Genomic DNA, 22,509 nt, shown 5'->3' with positions numbered 1-22,509 from the left:
GGCGCCCCGTGCGCGGGGTGGAAACATCACCTCGCGCCTGTAACAGGAAGGGACATCTATGACCGACTCTCAGAAAACAGCCCAGCTCAGCCTGAATGGCGAAACTTACGAGCTTCCCATTTTCTCGCCGACCGCCGGGCCTGATGTTCTGGACATCCGCAAACTCTACGGCCAGGCGGGCGTCTTTACTTACGATCCGGGCTTCACCTCTACCGCAAGCTGTGACAGCACCATCACCTTCATTGACGGTGGCAAGGGCGAACTGCTGCACCGTGGTTACCCGATCGACCAGCTGGCTGGCAAATCCCATTATCTCGAAGTCTGCTACCTGCTTCTCTACGGTGAACTGCCGACCGCAGCACAGCTCGAAGACTTTGAATCGCGCGTGACCAACCACACCATGGTTCACGAGCAGATGCACAACTTCTTCCGTGGTTTCCGTCGCGACGCCCACCCGATGGCGACGATGGTTGGCGTGGTTGGCGCAATGTCTGCGTTCTACCATGACTCCACCGACATCTCTGACCCGTGGCAGCGCGAAGTGGCGGCGATCCGTCTGATCGCAAAACTGCCGACCATCGCCGCGATGGCCTATAAGTACTCCATCGGTCAGCCGTTTGTGTATCCGCGCAACGATCTGGATTATGCCGCAAACTTCCTGCACATGTGCTTCTCTGTTCCGGCAGAGAAATACGAAGTGAACCCGATCCTGTCCCGCGCAATGGACCGTATCTTCACCCTGCACGCAGACCACGAACAGAACGCATCGACCTCGACCGTGCGTCTGGCGTCTTCTTCCGGTGCAAACCCATTTGCCTGTATTGCCGCTGGCATCGCATGTCTGTGGGGTCCGGCACATGGTGGTGCAAACCAGGCGTGCCTGGAGATGCTGAAGGAAATCGGTACCGTCGACCGTATTCCGGAATTCATCGCCCGCGCCAAAGACAAGGAAGATCCCTTCCGTCTGATGGGCTTTGGTCACCGCGTCTACAAAAACACCGACCCGCGCGCGACTGTGCTGAAGCAATCCGCGGATGAAGTTCTGGAGCTGCTGGGCGTCGAAGACAACCCGCTGCTGCAGGTCGCAAAAGAGCTGGAACAGACCGCCCTGAACGACCCCTACTTCATTGAGAAGAAACTGTTCCCGAACGTTGACTTCTACTCTGGCATCATCCTGGAAGCGATGGGCTTCCCGACCTCGATGTTCACCCCGATCTTCGCGCTGTCGCGCACCGTCGGCTGGATTTCGCAGTGGAAAGAGATGATCTCTGATCCGGGCATGAAAATCGGCCGTCCGCGCCAGCTCTACACCGGTGCTGCGCTGCGCGACTACGTGGACATTGAGAACCGCTGATCCACGGCACATTGACAAAAAGACCCCTGCACAGCGATGTGCGGGGGTTTTCTTTTGCCTTATCGGGTGGGCATAGGACCACAAAAAACGCCGCCTCAGGACTGAGACGGCTTTTGAATATTACAAAGATAAAGGGGCTTACCGCCCCTCGAACTTGGCCGGGCGCTTGGCGACAAAGGCCGTGACCCCTTCCATGAAGTCGCGGCTACGGCCGAGCTCGCCCTGTTTGTGCGCCTCAAGCGACAGCTGTTCGCTCAGCGAATTATCAAGGCTCTGGCGCAGCGAGGTCTTGATCGCAGCAAAAGCTTTGGTCGGCCCCTCGGCCAGATAGGTCGCGCGCGCCCGCCAGGTGGCCTCAAACTCTGCGTCGGCCGCGACTTCCCAGATCAGACCCAGTTTTTCCGCATCGCGGGCTGTCAGTTTTTCCGCAAAAAGTGCCGCGCCCATGGCCTTGGCCAGACCGATTTTGCGCGGCAGGAACCAGGTGCCGCCCGCATCCGGCATCAGGCCAATACGCGAAAACGCCTGCAGGAAATAGGCGCTTTCCGTGGCGATCACCACATCTGCACACAGCGCAAGGTTTGCGCCTGCCCCTGCTGCCGGGCCGTTGACGGCGGCAATGGTGGGCACCGGGCAGTCATAAATCGCCTCGAGCATGGGCGCGTATTCTTCGCGCAGGGTGCGTTCCAGATCCAGCGGCCGGTCAGTGCCCGCGCTGGAGGCGTCCTTCAAATCCTGCCCGGTGCAAAAAGCCGCACCTGCGCCAGTGATCACCACACAGCGTGCCTCTTGGCCTGCGCGCTTCATCGCATGGGCCATTTCGGCGCGCATTTGCCCGGTCAGCGCATTCATCGCCTTTGGACGGTTGAGCGTCACAACGGCCAGGCCGTTTTCGACGGTGTATTGAATGTCGCGATATTCCATGGGGTCCTCCGGGCGCCTGTCCTGCGCACATTGGCCCAAGCCGTGCCCGCAGGAAAGGCAAACGCCGCGTCAAGATTTCGGGGTTTGGGCGCGTTCTTTGATCGCCCGCAGCAGGGCCTGGGCATCGGGCGGCATTGGACGTTCCAGCCGTTCATAGGCGCTGCCATCGATATTGCGGGTCAGCAACTGCATTTCCACCAATGACCTGCGGATCTGCGCGGGGTCGCGGAACACGGTTTCTTCGTCAATCACCGCGCTGATCTGGCGCTCTGTCAGCACGTCGCGCGCTGGAAGTCGGGACCAGATCACCCACAGACACAGCTCGCGCACACCGCGTTTCAGCGGCCAGTTTTCCCAACGTCCGTCAGGGGCAAAATAGCGCAGCGCGCGGGCCACACGTTTCTGGTCCGCCGCCGGTTCCGGTGTCAGGCGGGATTTCAGATGCTGATAGTTTCGATAGCCCGCCGCGCGGGCAATATGGCCCAGCATTTCGCTTTGCCCTGGCGCCGCGGGCAGCGCCCCGCGCAGGGTTTTGGTGAACTGGGACAGGTCGTCAATGGTCAAACGCAACACGTCACGAGACATAGGATTTTCTCCTTTGTCGGATACCATGACACGCAGACCTTAAACCACGGCCGCGTGCGGGATGCCCGCCGTTGTCCTCCGGTATCCGTCAGGATGAAATCCGAAGTCGATACGTCTCAATCGCAGGTTTAGCATCGGGACATCCCGTGGCGGAGCCTTGGTGAACTGCGGACCAAGGCCCACGTAACACAAAAAAGGTTTACCGGTCGAGAATTTCTTTGAGCCGGTCTTCTTCTTCCGTGCTGAGCCCAGCTGCCCCCTCCGGTTTGGAGCGCCCACGCAGATAGGCCCCGGCCACACCCAAAGACAGCAGCAGCATGGCAGGGCCTGCCGCCCAAAGGATCCAGTTGGCGCCACCGGTGGTTGGCCGCAGCAGCACATATTCGCCGTAGCGGTCGACAATGAACGCCATCGCCTCGTCATTGCTGTCCCCGGCCACCAGACGTTCGCGCACCAGCAGGCGCAGGTCACGCGCCAGTTCTGCGTTGCTTTCGTCGATGCTCTCATTGCGGCAGACCAGACAGCGCAGGTCTTTGGACAGATCGCGCGCGCGGGCTTCCAGTGCGGGATCCGCCAGCACCTCATCGGGCTGCACCGCGAAGGCCGGCATGGCCACGCTCAGCCCCATGGTGAGGGTGAGGGTAAACGTTTGTACAAAGCGTTTCATTCCGCAGGCACCCCTTTGGCCGATGTTTTGCGCGCACCAGCGGCAACGCGAAAGCGGCGGTCGCTGAGGCTCAGGAAGCCCCCAAGCGCCATCAGCGCGCATCCACCCCAGATCCAGTTGGCAAAGGGTTTGATATAGGTGCGCATGGTCCAGCCGCCGTTGTCCTGCGCATCCCCGATCACCACGTAAAGGTCGCGGCTAAAGCGATAATCAATCGCGGCCTCGGTGGTGGGCATCTGCGCCACCGGGTAGACGCGCTTTTCGGGGGTCAGAACCGCCACCTCGCGCCCTCCTCGCGTGACCTCAACAATCCCCTTGGTCGAGAAATAGTTCGGCCCGCGTTCCTGCACCACATCGCGCAGGGTCATCTGATAACCGCCGACCTCGAACGGTTCACCCGGCATGGCGACGCGGATGTCCTCTTGCTGCCAGGCGGTCAGGCCCGCAATGGCAAAGATGGTGACGCCAAGGCCAATATGCGCGGTGGCTTTGCCCCAGTCGGCACGCGGCAGACGCAGCAGACGCGCGGCACCGGATTTTCCGGTGCGGCTCCACAGATCCAGCAGCGCGCCAAAGGTCACCCAAGCTCCAAGAAACAGGCCCACAGGCCCCAGCAGGCTGCGGCCCGACTGCATCGCCCAAGCCAGACCCGCAAGCGCCAGCGCCAGCATAAAGCCATAGCGCAGCTTCCACGCGGTCTGCCCCAGCTTGCCGCGTTTCCACGGGATCATTGCCCCAACCGGCAACAGCAGACCGAGCAGCACCATGAAGGGTGTGAACGCCGCATCAAAGAACGGCGCGCCCACCGACAGTTTGCGGCCAAAGGCCATTTCCGCCACCACCGGCCAGAGCGTGCCAACAAAGACCACAAAGCAGCTGACGGCCAGCAGCAGGTTATTGGCCACCAGCGCGCTTTCGCGGCTGACCATGCCAAAGACGCCCTTGGCCTCCATCGCCTGTGCGCGCATGGCAAACAGGGTCAGCGCCCCGCCGGTAAAGACGGCGAGGATCACCAGAATAACAATCCCCCGTTCCGGGTCATTGGCAAAGGCGTGGACCGAGGTCAGCAGACCCGACCGCACAATAAACGTGCCGATCAACGAAAAGCCAAAGGCGAGGATCGCCAGCAGAATGGTCCAGCTTTTGAGGGCTTCGCGTTTTTCCACCACAATCGCCGAATGCAGCAGCGCAGCGGCCAGAAGCCAGGGCATGAAAGAGGCGTTTTCGACCGGGTCCCAGAACCAGAACCCGCCCCAGCCCAGCTCGTAATAGGCCCACCACGACCCCAGCGCGATACCGATGGTCAGAAACACCCAGGCCGCCAGCGTCCACGGGCGCACCCAACGGCCCCAAGCGGCGTCCACACGGCCTTCGATCAAGGCGGCCACGGCAAAAGAGAACGCCATCGAAAGCCCGACATACCCCAGATACAGAAACGGCGGATGGAAGGCCAAACCGGGGTCCTGCAACAGCGGGTTCAGATCTTGACCGTCAAAGGGCGGCACATCCACGCGCACAAAGGGATTGGAGGTGAACAGGATAAAGGCAAAAAACGCCACGCCAATTGCGGCCTGCACGCTCAGCACGCGCGCTTTCAGGCGCGGCGGCAAACCGCCCCCGGTCATGGCGGCGGCTGCGCCAAACAGGCTGACAATCAGCACCCACAAGAGCATGGAGCCCTCGTGATTGCCCCATGTGCCAGAGATCTTGTAAAGCATCGGCTTGGCCGAATGGCTGTTCAGCACCACCAGCTGCACCGAGAAATCCGAGGTGACAAAGGCCCACATCAACGCGCCAAAGGCAAAGGCGGTGAACAGGAACTGCGCTTGGGCCGCCGGTTCGGCCACAGCCATCCAGCCGGGCCAGCGCATCTGCGCGCCGACCATTGGAACGACCATTTGCACAATCGCAATGATAAAGGCGAGGATGAGGGCGAAGTGACCGAATTCTGTAATCATAAATCGAGATATATCCCGTTGGGCCAAGACCGCCAATGGCAATTGCTTGCGTCCTGCAGCCGCAGGGGTGTCTTTTAATGGCTTTCCCCGGCTGCCGTTTTCCAGTCCTCTAGCGCGGGGTTTTGCGTAGGTTCTGACACAGCTCTGCGGTTCTCTTGCGCCTGTGAAATCTGCGCGAGAACCCGGGGTGCCCGCGCCAGATCGGCGGCCATGCTGCGGTGAAATTCCTGTGATTTCACCTGTACCCGCGCGCCAAAGTAAAACGACACCACGATACCCAGCAACCACCACAGCGGCTCTGGCACCAAGGCAAGACCCTGCATACGGCTGGCAAACCAATGCGGGTCGCCCATCGCGGCCACCATCAACCCCAGCGTTCCCAGCGCCATCATCGGACGCGGCAGACGATTTATGCCGTCCATCAGCCGTTCAAACCAGCCTTTGCGGGGGTGGGTGAACTCTGCCGCCAGCTGCGCAAGCGCGGCTTGTTGCAGGGCATGATCGCGACCGGCGGCCTGTTCGGCGTTTTCACGAAAGACCTCAATGGTCTGGCGCAAACCCTGCGCCTCCTGCCCCAAGAACGCCTTCCAAATCATTGACAACATGTTAACTTCCCCATTTGCGGACGCGTTGATCAAAGGCGGGCTTGCTCAGGTGATAGCGGTCGGAGATGAAGCTTTCCGCACGCGTAATCCAGCCCCCTTTGCCCCCGGACCGGCTGCGGGCGTATTTGCGCATCGGCGGGCGCCGGTCGGCGAGGTCAAAGTAATAGTTCCGCCGGGCAATCCCATAGGCATCCACCAAAGCCATCGCATCCACCCCTGCCGCTGCATGGGCAGCGCGCGCGGTCTGCGGACCCATCTGGCCATCAATCGCAAGGTCATAGCCCATGTCGCGCAACAATCGCTGGAGCAGCCGCACCGCTTGGCGACCTGCGTTGACCTGCATGTCAAACACCGTCGCTTGCAGCGGTTCTGGCAACAGGTCGAGACGCGGCGCAAAGAAATAGTCACGCAGAAAAATCTCCTCGGCCTGTTTGCGGGTCAGACGCCGCACGTCGCGCGCATCGATTTGACCGTCGCGCGTCAGATCCAGACCCAGCCGCCGCATCGTGTGAATGGTCACGCCGTGGTTGGTCGCCCCGCCCGGATCATCGGGGTCGTTCACATAGCCACCTTCACGGGCAATGATCTCCTGTGCGATCTGGCGTGGGTCTATGGGGTTTGACATCTGTTTGGCTCCTGACAGGCTCCCTGCCCGGCAGTCTGCCAAATTCCGCCTTAAGCCCCGTCACCAGCCCGCGCGCTGCCCCCGCAACACGTCAAAACGCAAAACGCCCCGCAATGTGCGAGGCGCCGAAGTGTAGCTGAGATGGCGATTAGCTATCGGGCTTGAACACGCCTTGTTCTTTCAACGCGTCCGCGACCTCTTTGGGCATATAGGTCTCGTCATGTTTGGCGAGGATCTCGGTCGCCTCAAAGACACCATTCACATAGCGCCCCGTGCCGATCATGCCCTGGTTTTCGGCAAAGAGATCGGGCAGCACGCCGGTAAAGGTCACCGCAACCGTCGCCCCACCATCGGTGACAGAGAAAGACACGGTTTCGCCCTGCCCGCGAATGATCGAACCTTCCTCAACCAGACCGCCCAGGCGGAAGACCTCGTTTGGCTGCGGCGCTTCTTCCATCACCTGAGAGGGCGAGCGGAAGAAGTTGATGCCGTCCCGCATGGCATAGCCGATCAGAACCGTCGCCGTGACCAGCGCCACCGCTGTCAAAGCCAGAACCTGAATGCGGCGTTGCTTTTTGAGGGTCTTCATCTGGCGCGCCTTTCGCTGGCTGATGCGGGTTTAGGGGAACAGCGGCGCCATCATCAGGCCCGCGGTCTCTTCTAGACCTAACATCAGGTTTGCGTTCTGCAAGGCCTGACCGCTGCTACCTTTTGTCAGGTTGTCCAGCGCCGCAATAACAATCGCGCGGCCCTCGAGCCGGTCTTCAGCCACCCCAATGTGGACAAAGTTCGATCCGCGCACATTATGGGTGCTGGGGCCCTGACCAAAGGGCAGCAGTTCCACAAAGGGTTCGTCTTTGTAGGCCGCTTCCAGCGCCGCATAGATCGCCTTGGCGTCGCCTTTGACATAGGTGGTCGCCAGAATGCCCCGGTTCACCGGCAGCAGATGCGGGGTGAACTGCACCTTTACCGGGCGGCCGGCAATCGCAGAAAACTGTTCGTCAAATTCACCCAGATGCCGGTGCGTGCTGCCAAGCGCATAGGCGTTGTAGCCTTCGCTCAGTTCGGCGTGCAGAAGGTTTTCCTTGAGCGCGCGGCCGGCGCCAGAGACGGCGCATTTCATGTCGAGGATAATGTCATCCAGATCAATCACATCCGCTGCAATCAGCGGGCGCAGCACGAACTGACCGGTGGCCGCATTACAGCCGGTGCCCGCCACCAGACGTGCATTGGCGATGGCCTCGCGGTTAAACTCGGTCAGACCGTAGACGGCTTCTTTCTGCATCTCGACTGCGGAATGCGGGTTGCCGTACCATTTCTCGTATTCCTCGGGGTCGGAAAGACGGAAATCGGCGGACAGATCGACGATCTTCAGATCCGCAGGCAGGGCCGAAATGACCTCTTGGCTGGTCTTATGCGGCAGCGCGCAGAAACACAGATCGATCGTGGAGAAATCAATCTCACCGATTTTGCACAGGGTCGGCAGGCTCAGGTGGCGCAGATGCGGGAAGACATCGGCCATTTCCATGCCCGCTTTACGTTCTGCGGCCAGCGCTGCGATTTGGATGTCGGGATGCTGGCTGATCAGCCGCACCAGTTCAGCGCCGGTGTAGCCAGAAGCGCCAAGGATTGCCACATTATGGGTCATATCGGGATCCTCACTTGAGGGAATATCGTTCAAAATCAGGTCCTTAAAGGGCCTTATTCAGGCTTTCTTAAAGGTGATTTCTCGTCGCAGAAACTGGGTCGCGCGGGTGCTGACCCGGGTCGGGTCACCGGTGGTGTAATAGCCTGCTTCGCCGGTGCCCAGCATGTTGGGGTGGCGTTTGAGGTAATCGCCAAGGCTTTGGGCCACGAGGTTGCCCTGCGAGAACACTTTGACGTCGTCGCCCAGGGCGTTCTGGAAGGCCTCTTCCATCAGCGGGTAATGGGTGCAGCCAAGAATGGCCGCCTGCGGTTTTGGCATCTTGCGCAGCAGCGCGTCCACATGGCTTTTGACCAGCGCTTCGGCCAGGATCATATCGCCATCTTCAATGGCATCCACCAGACCACCGCAGGCCTGGGCTTCGACGTCCACGCCAATGGCGCGGAACGCCAGTTCGCGCTGGAACGCCCGGCTGGACACGGTTGCCGGTGTGGCAAACAGCGCCACATGTTTGACCTCGACCTCGCGCGGGGGGGAGTTGTCGCCCCAGTTGCGCTCGGTGAGCGCCTCGATCAGGGGCACAAACACCCCCAGAACCCGCTTGCCTTCGGGCACGCCGGCTTCCTGCATCCGGCGCAGGGCGGCGGCAGAGGCGGTGTTGCAGGCCAGGATCACCAGATTGGCACCCATGTCCCACATTTGATGCACGGCTTGGTTGGTCAGCTGGAACACGTCTTCGGCGTCCCGCACCCCGTAAGGCGCGCGGGCATTGTCCCCGTAATAGAGGAAATCCACATCCGGGAGATGTTTCTGGGCCGCGTCGAGGACCGTAAGCCCCCCGAGGCCGGAATCAAAAATACCAACTGCCATTTTATCTGCCTTCAGAAGCCCCGCCTCAGGCGCGGTGCTTGTCCTCGAACTCGTATCCGTAGTCATAGGATTTGAGCGGTTTCGGGGACAGGTCATACGTCGCTTTGCGCAGGAAATCCATCATCTGTTTGCTGTCCTTGGCCAGCGGGTCCAAAACGTCACGGCCGATGGGCTCGCCCACCACCACTTTGACCGGGGTGTCGACGCGTTTTTTGAACTCTTTGATCAGAAGACCCATGCGCAGGGTCGAATGCAGATGCGAGGCGATCTGGAACAGGCGCGAGGTGTGCCCTTCAAAGAACAGCGGCACCACAACGGCATCCGATTTGCCAACCATCCGCGCGGTAAAGCCACGCCAGCCCGGATCCATCGGATGCGAAAACGGCTTGGCCGCGGTCGACACCGTGCCGCCCGGAAAGATCCCGATCGCGCCGCCATCGGCCAGATAGTTCAGCGCCTCCTTGCGGGTGGCAAGGTTGGTGCGCATGGCTTCTTTGGTCTCATCAAAAGAGATCGGCAGGATCACCTTGTTCAGGTCTTCGGCCTTGCGAAACACCTGATGCGCCAGAATGCGGAAATCAGGGCGGGTCTTGGACAGAATATAGCCCAGCATCATGCCATCCAAAATCCCATAAGGGTGGTTTGCGATCAGAATGACCGGCTTGTCCTTGGGGATATTGTCAAGGCTGCCGCCGATCACATCCAGTGTCAGACCATAGCGGCGAATGATGATTTCCCAGAAATCCCCGCCTTCCGCGACCTCTTTTTCATAGCCTCTGGCCCGTTTGATAAGACGCAGACGCCCGGTGGAGTTCTCCATCAGGCGGATCATGAAACGCCCGGGCCGGGTTGCGGCGGAGTGAGCATATGAGATTTCGCGAGCGATCTGGCGACCCGAAGGCATCTGGATGTTGTCTCCGTAAAGGCGGCGGCACACGGTGGAACCAACCGAGGTAATGGCATGCGCCGCCCGCACAAACAGCACAGGCGGCGGCGCTTTCCGGTCCATGTAATATAAAGATGACACTATGGGAAGTCCACAATCCCACCAGACCGGACCCTTAACCTTTGGGGTCCCAATTTGTTATTCTGCGGCCTCCTGCAAGGGGTTGGCAGGTGTTCGCAAACGCAGCAGAATTTCCTCACGACGTTTGGCGGCTTCCAGTTCCGACGCCTGTTTGACCGGGCCAAAACCACGGATCTGCAGCGGCAGTTCTGCCAGCGCTTTCAAGGCCTCGGGATCTTTGGCCTTGTCCAGCCATTCCTGCATGTCGGCCTCGAACTGTTTGATCAGCGCGCGCTCCATCTTGCGTTCCTGAGTGTAGCCGAAAATATCAAGCGGCGTGCCCCGTAGCCCCTTGAGGCGCGCCAGCAGTTTGAACAGGGTTTCCGTGCGCGGACCAAAGCGGCGCTTTTTCGGCCGCCCATTGGCGTCCTTGCCCCCCAGCATCGGCGGCGCAAGGTTGAAAGAGATTTTCAGATCCCCCTCAAATTCCGCCTCAGCCTTTTCACGGCTGCTCAGAAGCAGGCGCGCGACCTCGTATTCATCCTTATAGGTCAACAGCTTGTGGTAGCCTTTTGCCACGGACAGACGCAGATCCGGGTCGCTGACTTTGGCCAGCAGCCTGTCAAAGCGACGGGCAAGCCCGCCCCCCTGGTATTGGATCAGCTGATCCCGGCGGAAGGCGATCTGGTCATCAATGGTTTTGGGCAACTCCAGCACTGACGGCGCCAGCACTTTTGCCGCCTCTTCTGGGTAAAGCACCGCCCAGCGACCGATCTCAAAGGCGCGCAGATTGCGATCTACAGCAGCACCATTCAAAGTGATCGCGTCGCGGATGGCGTCGCCGGTGACAGGCACCAGCCCCTGCTGCCAGGCCGCGCCAAAGATCATCATATTGGAAAAGATGCTGTCGCCCATGGTGATCCGGGCCAGTTCCGACGCATCAAACATAGCCAGCCGATCGCGCAGCCGCGCCTGAAGCGCCAGCTGCAAACGGTCGCTCGGCAAAGAGAAATCACGGTTGCGGGTAAATTCGCCGGTGATGATTTCATGGCTGTTCACCACAGCCCCCGTCTGGCCGGTGGCCATCAGGCCGATGGTCTTGGCCCCTGCGCTTACCACCAGATCCCCACCGATCAGCGCGTGCGCCTCTCCGGTGGCCACGCGAATGGCGCTGATGTCTTCGGGCGCATTGGCAATGCGGCAATGGATGTGCACCGCGCCGCCCTTTTGGGCAAGGCCAGCCATCTCCATCATGCCGACACCTTTGCCGTCAATCTGTGCGGCCTGCGCGAGCACCGCACCAATGGTCACAACGCCCGTGCCGCCCACGCCGGTCAGCACAACATTATGGGTGCCAGTGATCGTCGGTAGGGTGGGTTCTGGCATCTCTGGCAGGTCAAGGCTTGCCGTGGCTTCCTTGCGCACCTTCGCCCCCTCTACCGTTAGGAACGAGGGGCAAAACCCGTTGACGCAGGAGAAATCCTTGTTGCAGCTGGATTGATCAATGGCCCGTTTGGTGCCCAGTTCGGTTTCTTTGGGGACAATCGACACGCAGTTCGACTGCACCCCGCAATCGCCACAGCCCTCGCAGACGTCCGTGTTGATAAACACGCGCTGGTCGGGGTCCGGGAACAGCCCCTTGCGACGCCGGCGGCGTTTTTCGGCCGCGCAGGTCTGGATATAGAGAATGACGGACACGCCCTCCACCTGCTCCATCTCGCGCTGGACCGACAGCATATCGGCGCGTTCTTTGAACGGCACACCGCTGGGGAACTGCGTCTGATCGATGTCTTCTTTTTCGTCGTAGACTACGGTCAGATGGGCAACGCCCATCGCTTTGAGTTCGCGGGCAATCCGGTCAGCGGTCAGCCCGCCCTCATTGCCCTGCCCGCCGGTCATGGCAACCGCGTCATTAAACAGGATTTTGTATGTGATATTCGTGCCTTCGGCCAAAGCGGCCCGAATGGCCTGAACGCCCGAGTGGTTGTAGGTCCCGTCCCCGAGGTTCTGGAACACATGTTTGCGTTTGGAAAACGGCGCTTCGCCGACCCAATTGACGCCCTCGCCCCCCATATGGGTGCAGCCCACCGTGTCGCGGTCCATCCACTGGACCATGAAATGACAGCCAATCCCCGCATAGGCGCGGCTGCCCTCCGGCAGGCGCGTCGAGGAATTATGCGGACAGCCCGAACAGAAATGCGGCATCCGCGCGGCGATTTCTTCGGCATTGTCGGCGCGGCGCGCCTCGGAGAGTTTCGCAAGCCCGGCCTGGATCGCCTCGCTGTCGCGGCCTTCCTCGATGAGGATGCCGCCCAATTTTTCAGCGATCATAATGGGGTCGAGCGCGTATTTGGTTGGGAACAGTTCCTCGCGGTGCATGGCCCCCGCGCCGCCTTTGTACCAGCCATAGACCCGGCGGCCGCGGCGGTCATCAAAGATGGCTTCTTTGATCTGGATCTCGATCAATTTACGCTTTTCTTCGACCACCACAATCAGATCGAGCCCCTCGGCCCAGTCGTGGAAGCCCTTCATGTCCATCGGCCAGGTCTGACCCACCTTATAGGTGGTAATGCCCAGACGTTCGGCCATGTTTTCGTCGATGTTCAAAAGGCTTAGCGCGTGAACCAGATCCAGCCAGTTCTTGCCCGCCGCCACAAAACCGATCTTGGCACCGGGCTTGCCCCAGACGCGTTTGTCCATCTTATTGGCATGGCTGAAGGCTTCGGCTGCAAAGCGTTTGTAATCGATAATGCGGGCTTCCTGTCGGAAGCGGTCATCGTCCAGACGAATGTTCAGCCCGTCTTCGGGCATGTCAAATTCCGGCGTGACCAGCTCAACCCGGTCCGGGCGGCCATCGACAACGGATGTGACCTCCACCGTGTCTTTCATCGTCTTCAGCCCAACCCAAAGCCCGGAAAACCGAGACAAAGCATAGCCATAGATGCCGTAGTCCAAAATTTCCTGCACCCCAGCGGGGCTGAGGATCGGCAAATAGCAATCCAGAAGCGACCATTCGGATTGGTGCAAAACCGTAGAGCTTTCGCCGGTGTGGTCATCGCCCATCGCAACCAGCACGCCGCCGTGTCTGGACGAGCCCGCCATATTCGCATGGCGCAGCGCATCGCCGGATCGGTCCACGCCCGGCCCCTTGCCATACCACAGGCCAAAAACCCCGTCGTGTTTGCCCTCGCCGCGGATTTCCGCCTGCTGCGCCCCCCAGATCGAGGTGACGGCAAGGTCTTCGTTCAGCCCGTACTGAAAAGTGACATTGGACGCTGTCAGCTGCTTTTGGGCCCGCTGCATCTGCATGTCCACCGCACCCAGCGGCGATCCGCGATAGCCGGTCACCAGCCCTGCGGTGTCCAGCCCGGCGGCCACGTCGCGGGCCTTCTGCATCAACATCAAGCGCACCAGCGCCTGCGTGCCGTTCAGCAAAATATGGTCTTTGCCTAAATCATATCGGTCATTGAGTGTAATCTCTGGCTTGCTCATCGGGCCCTCCTCTGCCGTGATGTGCGCGCTATATTGGATCCAATATGGGTCACAATTGTTGACCTGTCTAGAAAATTCTCTCCTGACGCGCGTCAAAGCGCCGGTTGGGTTTGAAAGTTTACATGAAAATCATATACTTTGATCCAAGCAGCAAAAGAGGCAGAGATGGATTGGGACAAGCTGAGGATTTTCCACGCGGTGGCGGACGCGGGTAGCCTCACTCATGCAGGCGACAAGTTGAACTTGTCGCAATCGGCGGTGAGTCGCCAAATCAGGGGACTTGAGGAAAGCCTCAACGCCACCCTGTTCCATCGCCATGCGCGCGGTCTGATCCTGACCGAACAGGGCGAGCTGTTGTTCGAGGCCACCCAGACCATGTCCAAACGGCTGGAAAGCGCCTCTGCCCGTATTCGCGACAGCGAAGAAGGTGTGTTTGGCGAACTGCGTGTGACTACAACAACCGGCTTTGGCACGCTATGGCTGGCCCCGCGCCTGACCAAGCTTTATGAACAATACCCGCATCTGAAAATCGATCTGATGCTGGAAGAACGGGTGCTGGACCTGCCCATGCGCGAGGCCGATGTGGCGATCCGCATGAAGGAACCCAGCCAGGCGGACCTGATCCGCAAGCGGCTGATGACCGTGCAGATGCGCCTTTATGCGTCCAAGGATTATCTGGACAAGCATGGCCATCCGCAGGACGTCGAGGAAATCAAAAACCACCGCCTGATCAGCCAGAGCCTTCAGGCCGCGCAGGTGGGGTCTGCCTCGACCTTGGTGCAGAAGCTGATGACCCACAAACCGGGGTCGGTTCTGTCGGTGAACAACTATTTCGGCGTGCTTCAGGGGGTCATCCATGACCTCGGCATTGGCGTTCTGCCCGATTATGTGACCGAAGATTTCCCGGATCTGGTTCAGGTTTTCCCCGAAGAGGACACCAACCCGGTGCCGGTCTATCTGGCCTACCCAGAAGAGCTGCGCCATTCACAGCGCATCGCCGCGTTCCGGGATTTTGTGCAAAACGAAATCATCGCACACCGCAAGCATATGAAAGAACTGGGGAAGATCTGATCTTCCCCTTTTCCCCTCGATCACAGAGTTGCGTTTCGATCTGTTGGTGGGCGGCGCTGTTTCGCGGAGCCTGTCGTGGATCCTTTGACCGGTTGCGCAGCCTCATCGCATGGACCAAACCATGACGAAAGACGCTGACCGTATCATTGAACTGTACCAGACCCACGCGCTGACATGGGTCGGCCAACGTGGCACGTCGCTTTGGGAACGTGTTTGGCTTGCGCCCTTTCTGGACCTCCTGCCGCCCTCTCCTTCGGTTTTGGACATCGGCTGCGGGTCCGGTTCTCCGATGGCGGAATATCTGTCAGGGCAAGGGGCCTGTGTAACTGGGGTCGACACGTCACCAGAGCTCATCGCAATCGCAGGCACCACGCTCCCCGATGCGCAATGGCTGATCGCGGACATGCGCACCCTGCGGCTGGATCGGCGATTTGATGGCGTCCTTGCCTGGCACAGCTTCTTTCACCTTACCCCAGACGACCAGCGGCGGATGTTTGACGTCTTTGCGCAACACGCCGCACCGGGCGCTGCATTGATGTTCACCAGCGGCCCAGCACAGGGCGAGGCCATCGGAGACCTGGCAGGAGAGCCCCTGTACCACGCCAGCCTTGATGCCGCCGAATACCGATCTTTATTGCACCGATACGGCTTCGAGGTTGTCCAGCACGTGGTCGAAGATGCGCGCTGTGGCGGCGCCACGGTGTGGCTTGCGCGATCGACCAATACCACCTGACGCAATTGCCGGACACAAAAGAAGGCGCACGCTGCCGTTCCGAGCGGGTCTCACGCCCACAAGCACGCGCCTCGGCCGCAGCCATGCAGCCAATGCTGGGCTGCCCCACGTGTGCCATGCGCAGAACGCATAGCAGGAATGACGCGTTCATGGGCTGGAAAACCTTGCGAGGCGCAAAGGGAATGCCTAAATGCATTTTTGAAGACGGCAGCTAGCGCTGCTCTTCATACCTCCCTGTTGGACTTCGGCCGAGCTTAGTGCTCGGCCTTTTTTTTGCCTATTGCGCGCTTGCGGACTGATGTCACGGGCGCGTTGTTTTTCTGTGGCAAAACCAAAGGGGCCGCTGTTCGGTGTCACAAAACCGATACAGGCTGCGGGGCGCAAGCACATCGCCCCAGAAAATTGACCTCCCCCTGCGTAAAGAGCGGGTTTCCGGCCTTACCATTTGGTAGAAGTGCGCAAATACCACGCAAATGATCAAATTTCAGGCGAAACGCAAATCAACCCCTTACTGTCACATAGGTTTTTCAAACCATCTTCCCCCGCGGGCATCTTTCCTCTAGAAGGCGCGCACGTATCAAGCGATGTCACCAACGACATCCCAAATTACCAGGGGGCCGCCAAGCGCCATGCAGGATCCAGCCATCACGCCCGAGCTGATTGAAAATCACGGGCTGAAACCCGATGAATACCAGCTCATTCTCGATATTATTGGTCGCGAACCGACCTTCACCGAGCTCGGTATTTTCTCGGCTATGTGGAACGAACATTGTTCCTATAAGTCGTCCAAGAAATGGCTGCGCACTCTGCCGACCGATGGCCCGCAGGTTATTTGTGGTCCGGGCGAGAACGCAGGCATCGTGGATATCGGCGATGGCGACGCGGTCGTCTTCAAGATGGAAAGCCACAACCACCCCTCCTACATTGAACCCTACCAAGGTGCCGCCACCGGTGTTGGCGGCATTTTGCGTGATGTGTTCACCATGGGCGCACGTCCCGTGGCCTCCATGAACTCTTTGTCGTTCGGCGTGCCCGAGCACCATAAGACCCGCCAGCTTGTGAACGGCGTGGTCGAAGGTGTCGGCGGCTATGGCAACTGCTTTGGTGTGCCTTGCGTCGGTGGCGAAGTGCGCTTCCACGAGGCCTACAATGGCAACTGTCTGGTCAACGCCTTTGCGGCGGGTCTGGCAAAAACCGATAGCATCTTCTACTCGGCCGCAAGCGGCGTTGGCATGCCGGTGGTCTACCTTGGCGCCAAAACCGGCCGTGACGGCGTGGGTGGTGCGACTATGGCGTCGGCAGAATTTGACGACACCATCGAGGAAAAACGCCCCACCGTTCAGGTTGGTGACCCCTTCACGGAAAAACGCCTGATGGAAGCCACGCTGGAGCTGATGCAGACCGGCGCTGTGATCTCGATCCAGGACATGGGCGCCGCAGGTCTGACCTGCTCGGCCGTGGAAATGGGCGACAAAGGCGGTCTGGGCGTCAAGCTGAACCTCGAAGACGTGCCGCAGCGCGAAGAGAACATGACAGCTTACGAGATGATGCTGTCGGAATCTCAGGAACGCATGCTGATGGTTCTGAAGCCGGAACTCGAAGCCGAAGCCAAGGCCGTGTTTGTCAAATGGGATCTGGATTTCGCCATCGTCGGTGAAACCATTGCCGAAGACCGCTTCCTGATCGTCCACAATGGCGAGGTCAAAGCCGACCTGCCGCTGTCCAAGCTGTCCTCCTCCGCGCCCGAATACGACCGCCCCTGGGTCGAAACCCCGGCGCAAGAGCCGCTGGATCCCGACTCCGTGCCGGGCCTTGATGCGATTGACGGTCTGAAGGCGCTGATCGCAACGCCGAACTACGCCGCCAAACAGTGGGTCTATGAACAATATGACACCACCGTCATGGGCGACACCGCGCGCCGACCCGGTCTGGGCGGCGGTATGATCCGCGTCCATGGCACCGACAAAAAGCTGGCGTTCACCTCGGATGTGACCCCGCGCTACGTCAAGGCGAACCCGGTTGAGGGGGGCAAACAGGCCGTGGCCGAAGCCTACCGCAACCTGATTTCAGTTGGTGCAAAGCCGCTGGCGACCACCGACAACCTGAATTTTGGCAACCCAGAGAAGCCCGAGATCATGGGCCAGTTCGTCGGCGCGCTGAAAGGCATTGGTGAGGCCGTGGCCGCGCTGGACATGCCGATCGTGTCCGGCAACGTGTCTCTGTATAATGAGACCGACGGCAAAGGCATCCTGCCGACCCCGACCATTGGCGCCGTGGGTCTGGTGGCGGCAGACGAAGAGCCGATCCTGGGCGAGGTCCGCGACGGCCACGTGGCGCTGCTGGTTGGCACCACCGAAGGTCATCTGGGTCAATCCGCCCTGCTGGCCGAGGTGTTCAACCGCGAAGAAGGTGACGCACCTGCCGTCGATCTGGCGGCCGAGAAGCTGCACGGTGATTTCATCCGTAACAACGTCCAGAACATCAAAGCCTGCACCGACCTTGGTGACGGCGGTCTGGCGCTGGCGGCCTTTGAAATGGCCGAAGCCGCAGGCGTTGGCGTCCAGCTGGATGCAGGCGACACGCCCACCCTGTTTGGCGAAGATCAGGCGCGCTATCTTGTGGCCTGTAACTTTGATCAGGCCGAAGCGCTGATGATCGCAGCCGGTCAGGCGGGCGTGACCATCGCAACAGTCGGCAAGTTCGGCGGTGATGCGGTGAAGTTCGGCACCTCTGAAGCCCCGCTGGAAGAGCTGAGCCAGATCTTCCGCCAGAGCTTCCAGGCTGCAGTTGCCTGATATGACACCATTGGGCCAGCCGGATCTCCCCGAGCTGGCCCATGACTGCGCCCGCTGTGCGGGCCTGTGTTGCGTGGCCTACCCTTTTGACAAAGGGGACGAGTTTGCCATCAACAAAGATGCAGACGCGCCCTGCCCGCATCTCAATGACGCCGATTTTGGCTGTTCCCAGCACTGCGACCTGACCAAACGCGGTTTTTCCGGCTGCGTGGCTTATTCCTGCGCTGGCGCTGGCCAGCGGGTGACCCAAGAGCTGTTTGACGGCGAAACCTGGCGCGAGGACGAAGACCTCCTGACCTATATGACCCACGCCCTGCGCGTGCTGCGCCCCATCCACGAGGCGCTCTTGATCCTGCGCGAGGCCGCAAGCCTGCCAATCCCCGATAACTTGCGCGCAGAATGCCATGCGCTGATGCGGGCGCTGTGTCCGGAAGAGGATGGCTCGATCTGGGATTTTGAAGAACCCGAGGTGCAAGACGCCCTGGCCCGCGTGCCAGAGTTCGTCCCGCAACTGGCCCCTTACGTGACGCGCACACGCTAATCCGGCTTGCAGAGGCCGCGCATGGGCCCTACATTTTGACCAACCAGTTATAAGGACACAACAGATGCCCATGCAGGCCCATGAAATCGAAGCGCTGCTGCGCGAAACCTTCCCAGATGCAGACATCCAGGTCGGCGGCTCCGACGGGGTGCATATGTCGGCCGTTGTGGTGGATGAAAGCTTCCGTGGCAAAAACCGCGTGCAACAACAGCGTGCGGTCTATGCAGCCCTCAAAGGCAAGATGGACGGCTCGGATGGCGAGCTCCACGCACTGGCCCTGACCACCAAAGCGCCAGAATGAGCAACTTCTTTACGGCAATCACTGCCATTGCTCTGCTTGCCGGGCTTACATTTCTAAAACTGCTCCCCTATATCCGGGTCGAAAGAAAACGGCGCCGAGACCGAGAGGAAAGAACATGACCGACGTGAATAATCGTATCGACGAAATCGTAAAAGCTGCTGATGTTGTGCTGTTTATGAAGGGCACCAAGGACATGCCGCAATGTGGCTTCTCCTCGCGTGTGGCTGGCGTTCTGAACTACATCGGGCTGGACTACTCTGATGTAAACGTTCTGGCCGACGAAGAGATCCGCCAGGGCATCAAGGACTACTCCGACTGGCCGACCATCCCGCAGCTTTACGTCAAAGGCGAATTTGTCGGCGGCTGCGATATTGTCACCGAGATGACCCTCTCCGGCGAACTGGACACCATGTTCGAAGACAATGGCGTTGCTTTCAACAAAGACGCCGCTGACAAAATCCGCGAAGCCAACGCCCAGTAAGGCAAAGGCACGCGGCCTGAAACACCGCTTCGAAGAACAGAAAAAGGCCCGCCAAATTGGTGGGCCTTTGTTTCATCAGCACCCCATCTTCCCCCTTTTTTAGGGGAACCGGGGCATCTTGAGCAGATCAATAGATCAGGTTCAATTGCGCCACATTGGTGAGTGTCGCAGCACCGCCTTCAACAACCATAACCACCTGACCATCAAAGATAACGTTGGCATTACCCGTCGCTCCGTCAGCCTCGATTGTGTAGTCTGAGGCCACGTCTGTCGATGCCATTACGATCTGGATGAAGTCTTCTGACACATTATAATCAGTGACGGTAATCGCTTCCAGATCCTCGAGCGACCCGTTGATTGTGCTTATAAACAGGTCACTGCCTGCGCCACCCGTTGCTGTATCCCCAATTTGCAGCAGCATCACGTCGTCACCATTCCCACCGTTCAACGAGTCCGGAGTTGTATCCAGGGGGTTTTCGGTTGCATCTAAGGGAAAGTCACCTCCGGCCATAACGCTATTGATTTCTTCGACCGTCAGCTCACGCAACGTTTCACCACCAAAGAGAAGATCCCGGTCATCGCCACCATTCAGTGTGTCAGAGCCCGCGCCTCCGAAGACAAAATCGCGACCCTCGCCGCCATTCAAGACATCAGCGCCAACACCCCCCTCGAGGAAATCTTCACCAAAGCCACCTTCCAGTGTGTCGAGACCATTGCCACCCAAAAGGATATCGTCACCACTTTCCCCCAGAAGAGAGTCATTGCCGTTCCCACCTTCCAGAATGTCGCCCCCGTTGCCGCCTTCGAGCGTGTCATGCCAGTCATCACCATTCAGCCAGTCGTCGCCGTCACCGCCAAACAATTGGTCCTGACCAAAACCACCGCTTACGGTGTCGTCCCCCCACCCAGCAACAATCGTGTCATGGCCCTGCCGCCCGTCGATCCGCTCGCTGCCATCGGTGCCTGCCAGAAAGTCCGCGTTGCTGCTGCCTTCGATCTGTCGAACGTCGCGATCTGCTGAGGGATCAGAAGAGTCTACAGAACTGGATGTATCTTCATCATCATTGGTTGCAGCTACGACGCCTGCGCCGATCAGCGCGAGGCTCAGGAAGAAAAGCGGTCCCATATTTGAAAGTCCTTTAACAAAATTTTGCCGCAAATATGCCGCAAATCCAACTGACTTCAAACAGTTTCGATAGAATATATCCCGCTTTCGTCAGTGTTTCTGAGGGGGCAACCGGTTTAACGCGCTGCGGACGTTGGTCAAAAAAACAATGACCGACCGCGTTTGCGATCGGCCTGATTTTGGAAACAATACTTGTCGCGCAGGATCAGAAAATCGCCTAACTCGGCGACTGAATCACGCCGACTCAACCGCCGTTTCGGAGGCATCTGCGGATGGGGAGCCTGCGGTCTCTGCCTCAATCTGCTCTGCCAGCGCTTCGGCCTTTTCGGCCAGCGCGGCCAGGGCCTCTTCCACCTGCGGTGGCACAATCGCAACTTCAACCCGTTCTGGTTCGGGTGTCGGTGCGGCGCGCAGCTCTGCGATTTCGGCCTCGCGTTCGGCCAGCTGGGCCTCGACCTGTTGAATTCGGTCTTCGACTGCGGCGGTTTTATCGGCCAGCATCAGACCGGCCATCAACAGCATCCGGGCTTCGGGCATGCGCCCGATCTGGTCCGAGAGAACCTGCGCCTCATCATCCAGCATCTTGGCCGCCATGTGCAGGAAGCTTTCTTCGCCTTCCTGACAGGAGACTTCGAACCCGCGCCCGCCGATCATGATCGTTACTTCCGGCATCATGCAGTCTCCCCTGCGGAATGGTCTTCGGTGACGGCGGCAAGCTCTGTGTCCCCTTCGGGCGCAAGCGCATGCGGCGCGTCAGAGATGGGCAGCAGCGGCGACAGCCGGGCAATCACGGCGTCGACCTCGGCCTTGTCGGCGGCACGTGCGGCGCGCAGACCTTCGAGTTCGGCCTCCAGGCCCTGATTGATCAGCTCTGGCTGACCCACCCCTTCGGCATTGGCCGCCCGCAAGGCCGCATTGGCGGTGCGCAACTGGTCATTGGCCGCGCGCAGTGCCTGCAGTTCACCATCGAGCGCCGAAAGCTTCGCTTCCAGCGCCTCTGAATGCAGCGGGTCCGCATCTGCAACAGGCTGCGCCTGTGGGTCTGCCTGCGTGGCCTCAACCGCGGCATTGGCCGCAGCAAGTTGCTCCTGCAGGACGCTGATTTCATTGAGAAGAATTTCATTTCCGCCCTCATCAGAGGGGGCTTCTTCACCGGCAGAGGCTGCCTCAGCAATCGCAGCTTCCGCTTCGCGCAGCTTGGCTTCCAACGCATCAATGCGGTCCTGCTGAATGTCGCGATCCGCAGCTGCCTGATTCAGCGCGACTTCCTGGTCGGACTTCAGGCGGGCCACTTCCTGACGCAGGGCCTCGGCCTCGGGGGACGGTTCCGGCGCCTTGTTTGCCTCATGGCGCAACAGCTCCAGCTCGGCCTCCATGGCGACGATCTGGTCAACCTTGTCGACGGCAGCAACCTTCTGCTCCATCTCGGTGACACGGCCATGCAATTGATCATTGCGGGCGCTCAGCTGCGCATTGGCGGTTTGTTCATCTTCCAGCTGCTCGCGCAAATCGGCAAGCTCGGCTGGATCGACCTCGGGCCCCTCGGCCGCTTGCGCCTGTGCGTCCGCAAGCGCCGCCTCGGCAGCTTGGCGCGCCTCTTCGGCTGCCGCAAGGGCACTGGCCTGACCGGATTGCAAGGTGCCGACCCCGGATCCGATCCGTTCTAGCGCGCCTTCAATGCGGCGCTGCAATTCTTCCATCTGCTCCATGGGCGCAACCTTTGCCTCTTT

The 22,509-nt window shown here is 59.9% G+C and carries 21 protein-coding genes; 7 read left to right on the top strand and 14 right to left on the bottom strand.

Features of this window, described 5'->3' with window-relative positions:
• The first annotated feature begins 58 nt into the window (after positions 1-58).
• Positions 59-1,354, top strand: a complete 1,296-nt coding sequence (gene gltA / locus TRM7557_RS17790) for a citrate synthase (RefSeq protein WP_058291545.1) — start codon at positions 59-61, stop codon at positions 1,352-1,354.
• 138 nt (positions 1,355-1,492) lie between these two features.
• Here gltA and TRM7557_RS17785 read toward each other — a convergent pair whose 3' ends face one another.
• The 11 genes from TRM7557_RS17785 to TRM7557_RS17735 form a co-directional block, all read right to left on the bottom strand.
• Positions 1,493-2,278, bottom strand: coding sequence for an enoyl-CoA hydratase-related protein (locus tag TRM7557_RS17785; protein ID WP_058291544.1), 786 nt, complete (start codon positions 2,276-2,278; stop codon positions 1,493-1,495).
• A 69-nt stretch (positions 2,279-2,347) separates the two neighbouring features.
• Entirely contained in the window at positions 2,348-2,863 is a 516-nt protein-coding gene (locus tag TRM7557_RS17780) for a DUF2087 domain-containing protein (protein WP_058291543.1), read from the bottom strand.
• Between the two features lie 199 nt (positions 2,864-3,062).
• Positions 3,063-3,530 carry a cytochrome c-type biogenesis protein gene (locus tag TRM7557_RS17775; RefSeq protein ID WP_058291542.1) on the bottom strand — a complete coding sequence of 156 codons (468 nt, stop codon included), beginning with the start codon at positions 3,528-3,530 and terminating at the stop codon, positions 3,063-3,065.
• Positions 3,527-5,488, bottom strand: a complete 1,962-nt coding sequence (locus TRM7557_RS17770) for a heme lyase CcmF/NrfE family subunit (RefSeq protein WP_058291541.1) — start codon at positions 5,486-5,488, stop codon at positions 3,527-3,529. The genes TRM7557_RS17775 and TRM7557_RS17770 overlap by 4 nt, the downstream gene beginning before the upstream one ends.
• Positions 5,489-5,562: 74 nt before the next feature.
• Positions 5,563-6,093, bottom strand: coding sequence for a holin family protein (locus tag TRM7557_RS17765; RefSeq protein WP_058291540.1), 531 nt, complete (start codon positions 6,091-6,093; stop codon positions 5,563-5,565).
• Position 6,094: 1 nt separating this feature from the next.
• Complete coding sequence (locus tag TRM7557_RS17760; protein WP_058291539.1) at positions 6,095-6,718, bottom strand: holin-associated N-acetylmuramidase; 624 nt, start codon at positions 6,716-6,718, stop codon at positions 6,095-6,097.
• 148 nt (positions 6,719-6,866) lie between these two features.
• Positions 6,867-7,307, bottom strand: a complete 441-nt coding sequence (gene ccmE, locus TRM7557_RS17755; RefSeq protein ID WP_058291538.1) for a cytochrome c maturation protein CcmE — start codon at positions 7,305-7,307, stop codon at positions 6,867-6,869.
• A gap of 30 nt (positions 7,308-7,337) precedes the next feature.
• Positions 7,338-8,366 (bottom strand): N-acetyl-gamma-glutamyl-phosphate reductase, encoded by a 1,029-nt coding sequence (gene argC, locus TRM7557_RS17750; RefSeq protein ID WP_058291537.1) that lies wholly within the window; start codon positions 8,364-8,366, stop codon positions 7,338-7,340.
• 57 nt (positions 8,367-8,423) lie between these two features.
• Positions 8,424-9,233: a glutamate racemase gene (gene murI, locus TRM7557_RS17745; RefSeq protein ID WP_058291536.1), complete on the bottom strand. Its 810-nt coding sequence runs from the start codon at positions 9,231-9,233 to the stop codon at positions 8,424-8,426.
• A gap of 25 nt (positions 9,234-9,258) precedes the next feature.
• On the bottom strand, positions 9,259-10,137 hold the full coding sequence (locus tag TRM7557_RS17740; RefSeq protein ID WP_058291647.1) for a lysophospholipid acyltransferase family protein: 879 nt from the start codon (positions 10,135-10,137) through the stop codon (positions 9,259-9,261).
• 180 nt (positions 10,138-10,317) lie between these two features.
• On the bottom strand, positions 10,318-13,731 hold the full coding sequence (locus TRM7557_RS17735; RefSeq protein ID WP_058291535.1) for an indolepyruvate ferredoxin oxidoreductase family protein: 3,414 nt from the start codon (positions 13,729-13,731) through the stop codon (positions 10,318-10,320).
• Between the two features lie 165 nt (positions 13,732-13,896).
• On the opposite strand from TRM7557_RS17735, the gene TRM7557_RS17730 reads away from it, so the two are divergent.
• The 6 genes from TRM7557_RS17730 to grxD all read left to right on the top strand — a co-directional run bounded on the left by TRM7557_RS17730 (position 13,897) and on the right by grxD (position 19,653).
• The gene (locus TRM7557_RS17730; RefSeq protein WP_058291534.1) at positions 13,897-14,802 is read left to right on the top strand and encodes a LysR family transcriptional regulator; all 906 of its coding nucleotides are present in this window, start codon (positions 13,897-13,899) and stop codon (positions 14,800-14,802) included.
• Positions 14,803-14,923: 121 nt separating this feature from the next.
• On the top strand, positions 14,924-15,535 hold the full coding sequence (locus tag TRM7557_RS17725) for a class I SAM-dependent DNA methyltransferase (RefSeq protein WP_058291646.1): 612 nt from the start codon (positions 14,924-14,926) through the stop codon (positions 15,533-15,535).
• Positions 15,536-16,164: 629 nt separating this feature from the next.
• Positions 16,165-18,330, top strand: coding sequence for a phosphoribosylformylglycinamidine synthase subunit PurL (gene purL / locus TRM7557_RS17720; protein ID WP_058291533.1), 2,166 nt, complete (start codon positions 16,165-16,167; stop codon positions 18,328-18,330).
• 1 nt (position 18,331) lies between these two features.
• Positions 18,332-18,871: a hypothetical protein gene (locus tag TRM7557_RS17715; protein WP_082626646.1), complete on the top strand. Its 540-nt coding sequence runs from the start codon at positions 18,332-18,334 to the stop codon at positions 18,869-18,871.
• A gap of 64 nt (positions 18,872-18,935) precedes the next feature.
• Complete coding sequence (locus tag TRM7557_RS17710) at positions 18,936-19,172, top strand: BolA/IbaG family iron-sulfur metabolism protein (RefSeq protein WP_058291532.1); 237 nt, start codon at positions 18,936-18,938, stop codon at positions 19,170-19,172.
• Positions 19,173-19,287: 115 nt separating this feature from the next.
• Positions 19,288-19,653: a Grx4 family monothiol glutaredoxin gene (grxD, locus tag TRM7557_RS17705; RefSeq protein WP_058291531.1), complete on the top strand. Its 366-nt coding sequence runs from the start codon at positions 19,288-19,290 to the stop codon at positions 19,651-19,653.
• Between the two features lie 127 nt (positions 19,654-19,780).
• Here grxD and TRM7557_RS20440 read toward each other — a convergent pair whose 3' ends face one another.
• The 3 genes from TRM7557_RS20440 to TRM7557_RS17690 form a co-directional block, all read right to left on the bottom strand.
• Positions 19,781-20,779, bottom strand: a complete 999-nt coding sequence (locus tag TRM7557_RS20440) for a calcium-binding protein (RefSeq protein WP_058291530.1) — start codon at positions 20,777-20,779, stop codon at positions 19,781-19,783.
• A 234-nt stretch (positions 20,780-21,013) separates the two neighbouring features.
• The gene (locus tag TRM7557_RS17695; protein ID WP_058291644.1) at positions 21,014-21,451 is read right to left on the bottom strand and encodes a cell division protein ZapA; all 438 of its coding nucleotides are present in this window, start codon (positions 21,449-21,451) and stop codon (positions 21,014-21,016) included.
• A complete protein-coding gene (locus TRM7557_RS17690; protein ID WP_058291529.1) occupies positions 21,451-22,488 on the bottom strand; it encodes a coiled-coil domain-containing protein in 1,038 nt (345 codons plus the stop codon). The genes TRM7557_RS17695 and TRM7557_RS17690 overlap by 1 nt, the downstream gene beginning before the upstream one ends.
• Positions 22,489-22,509 lie beyond the last annotated feature (21 nt).

This window comes from Tritonibacter multivorans, from assembly GCF_001458415.1.
GTDB lineage: Bacteria > Pseudomonadota > Alphaproteobacteria > Rhodobacterales > Rhodobacteraceae > Epibacterium > Epibacterium multivorans.
Note: the sequence above shows the minus strand (reverse complement) of the source record. Positions and strands in the feature narration are given on the sequence as shown.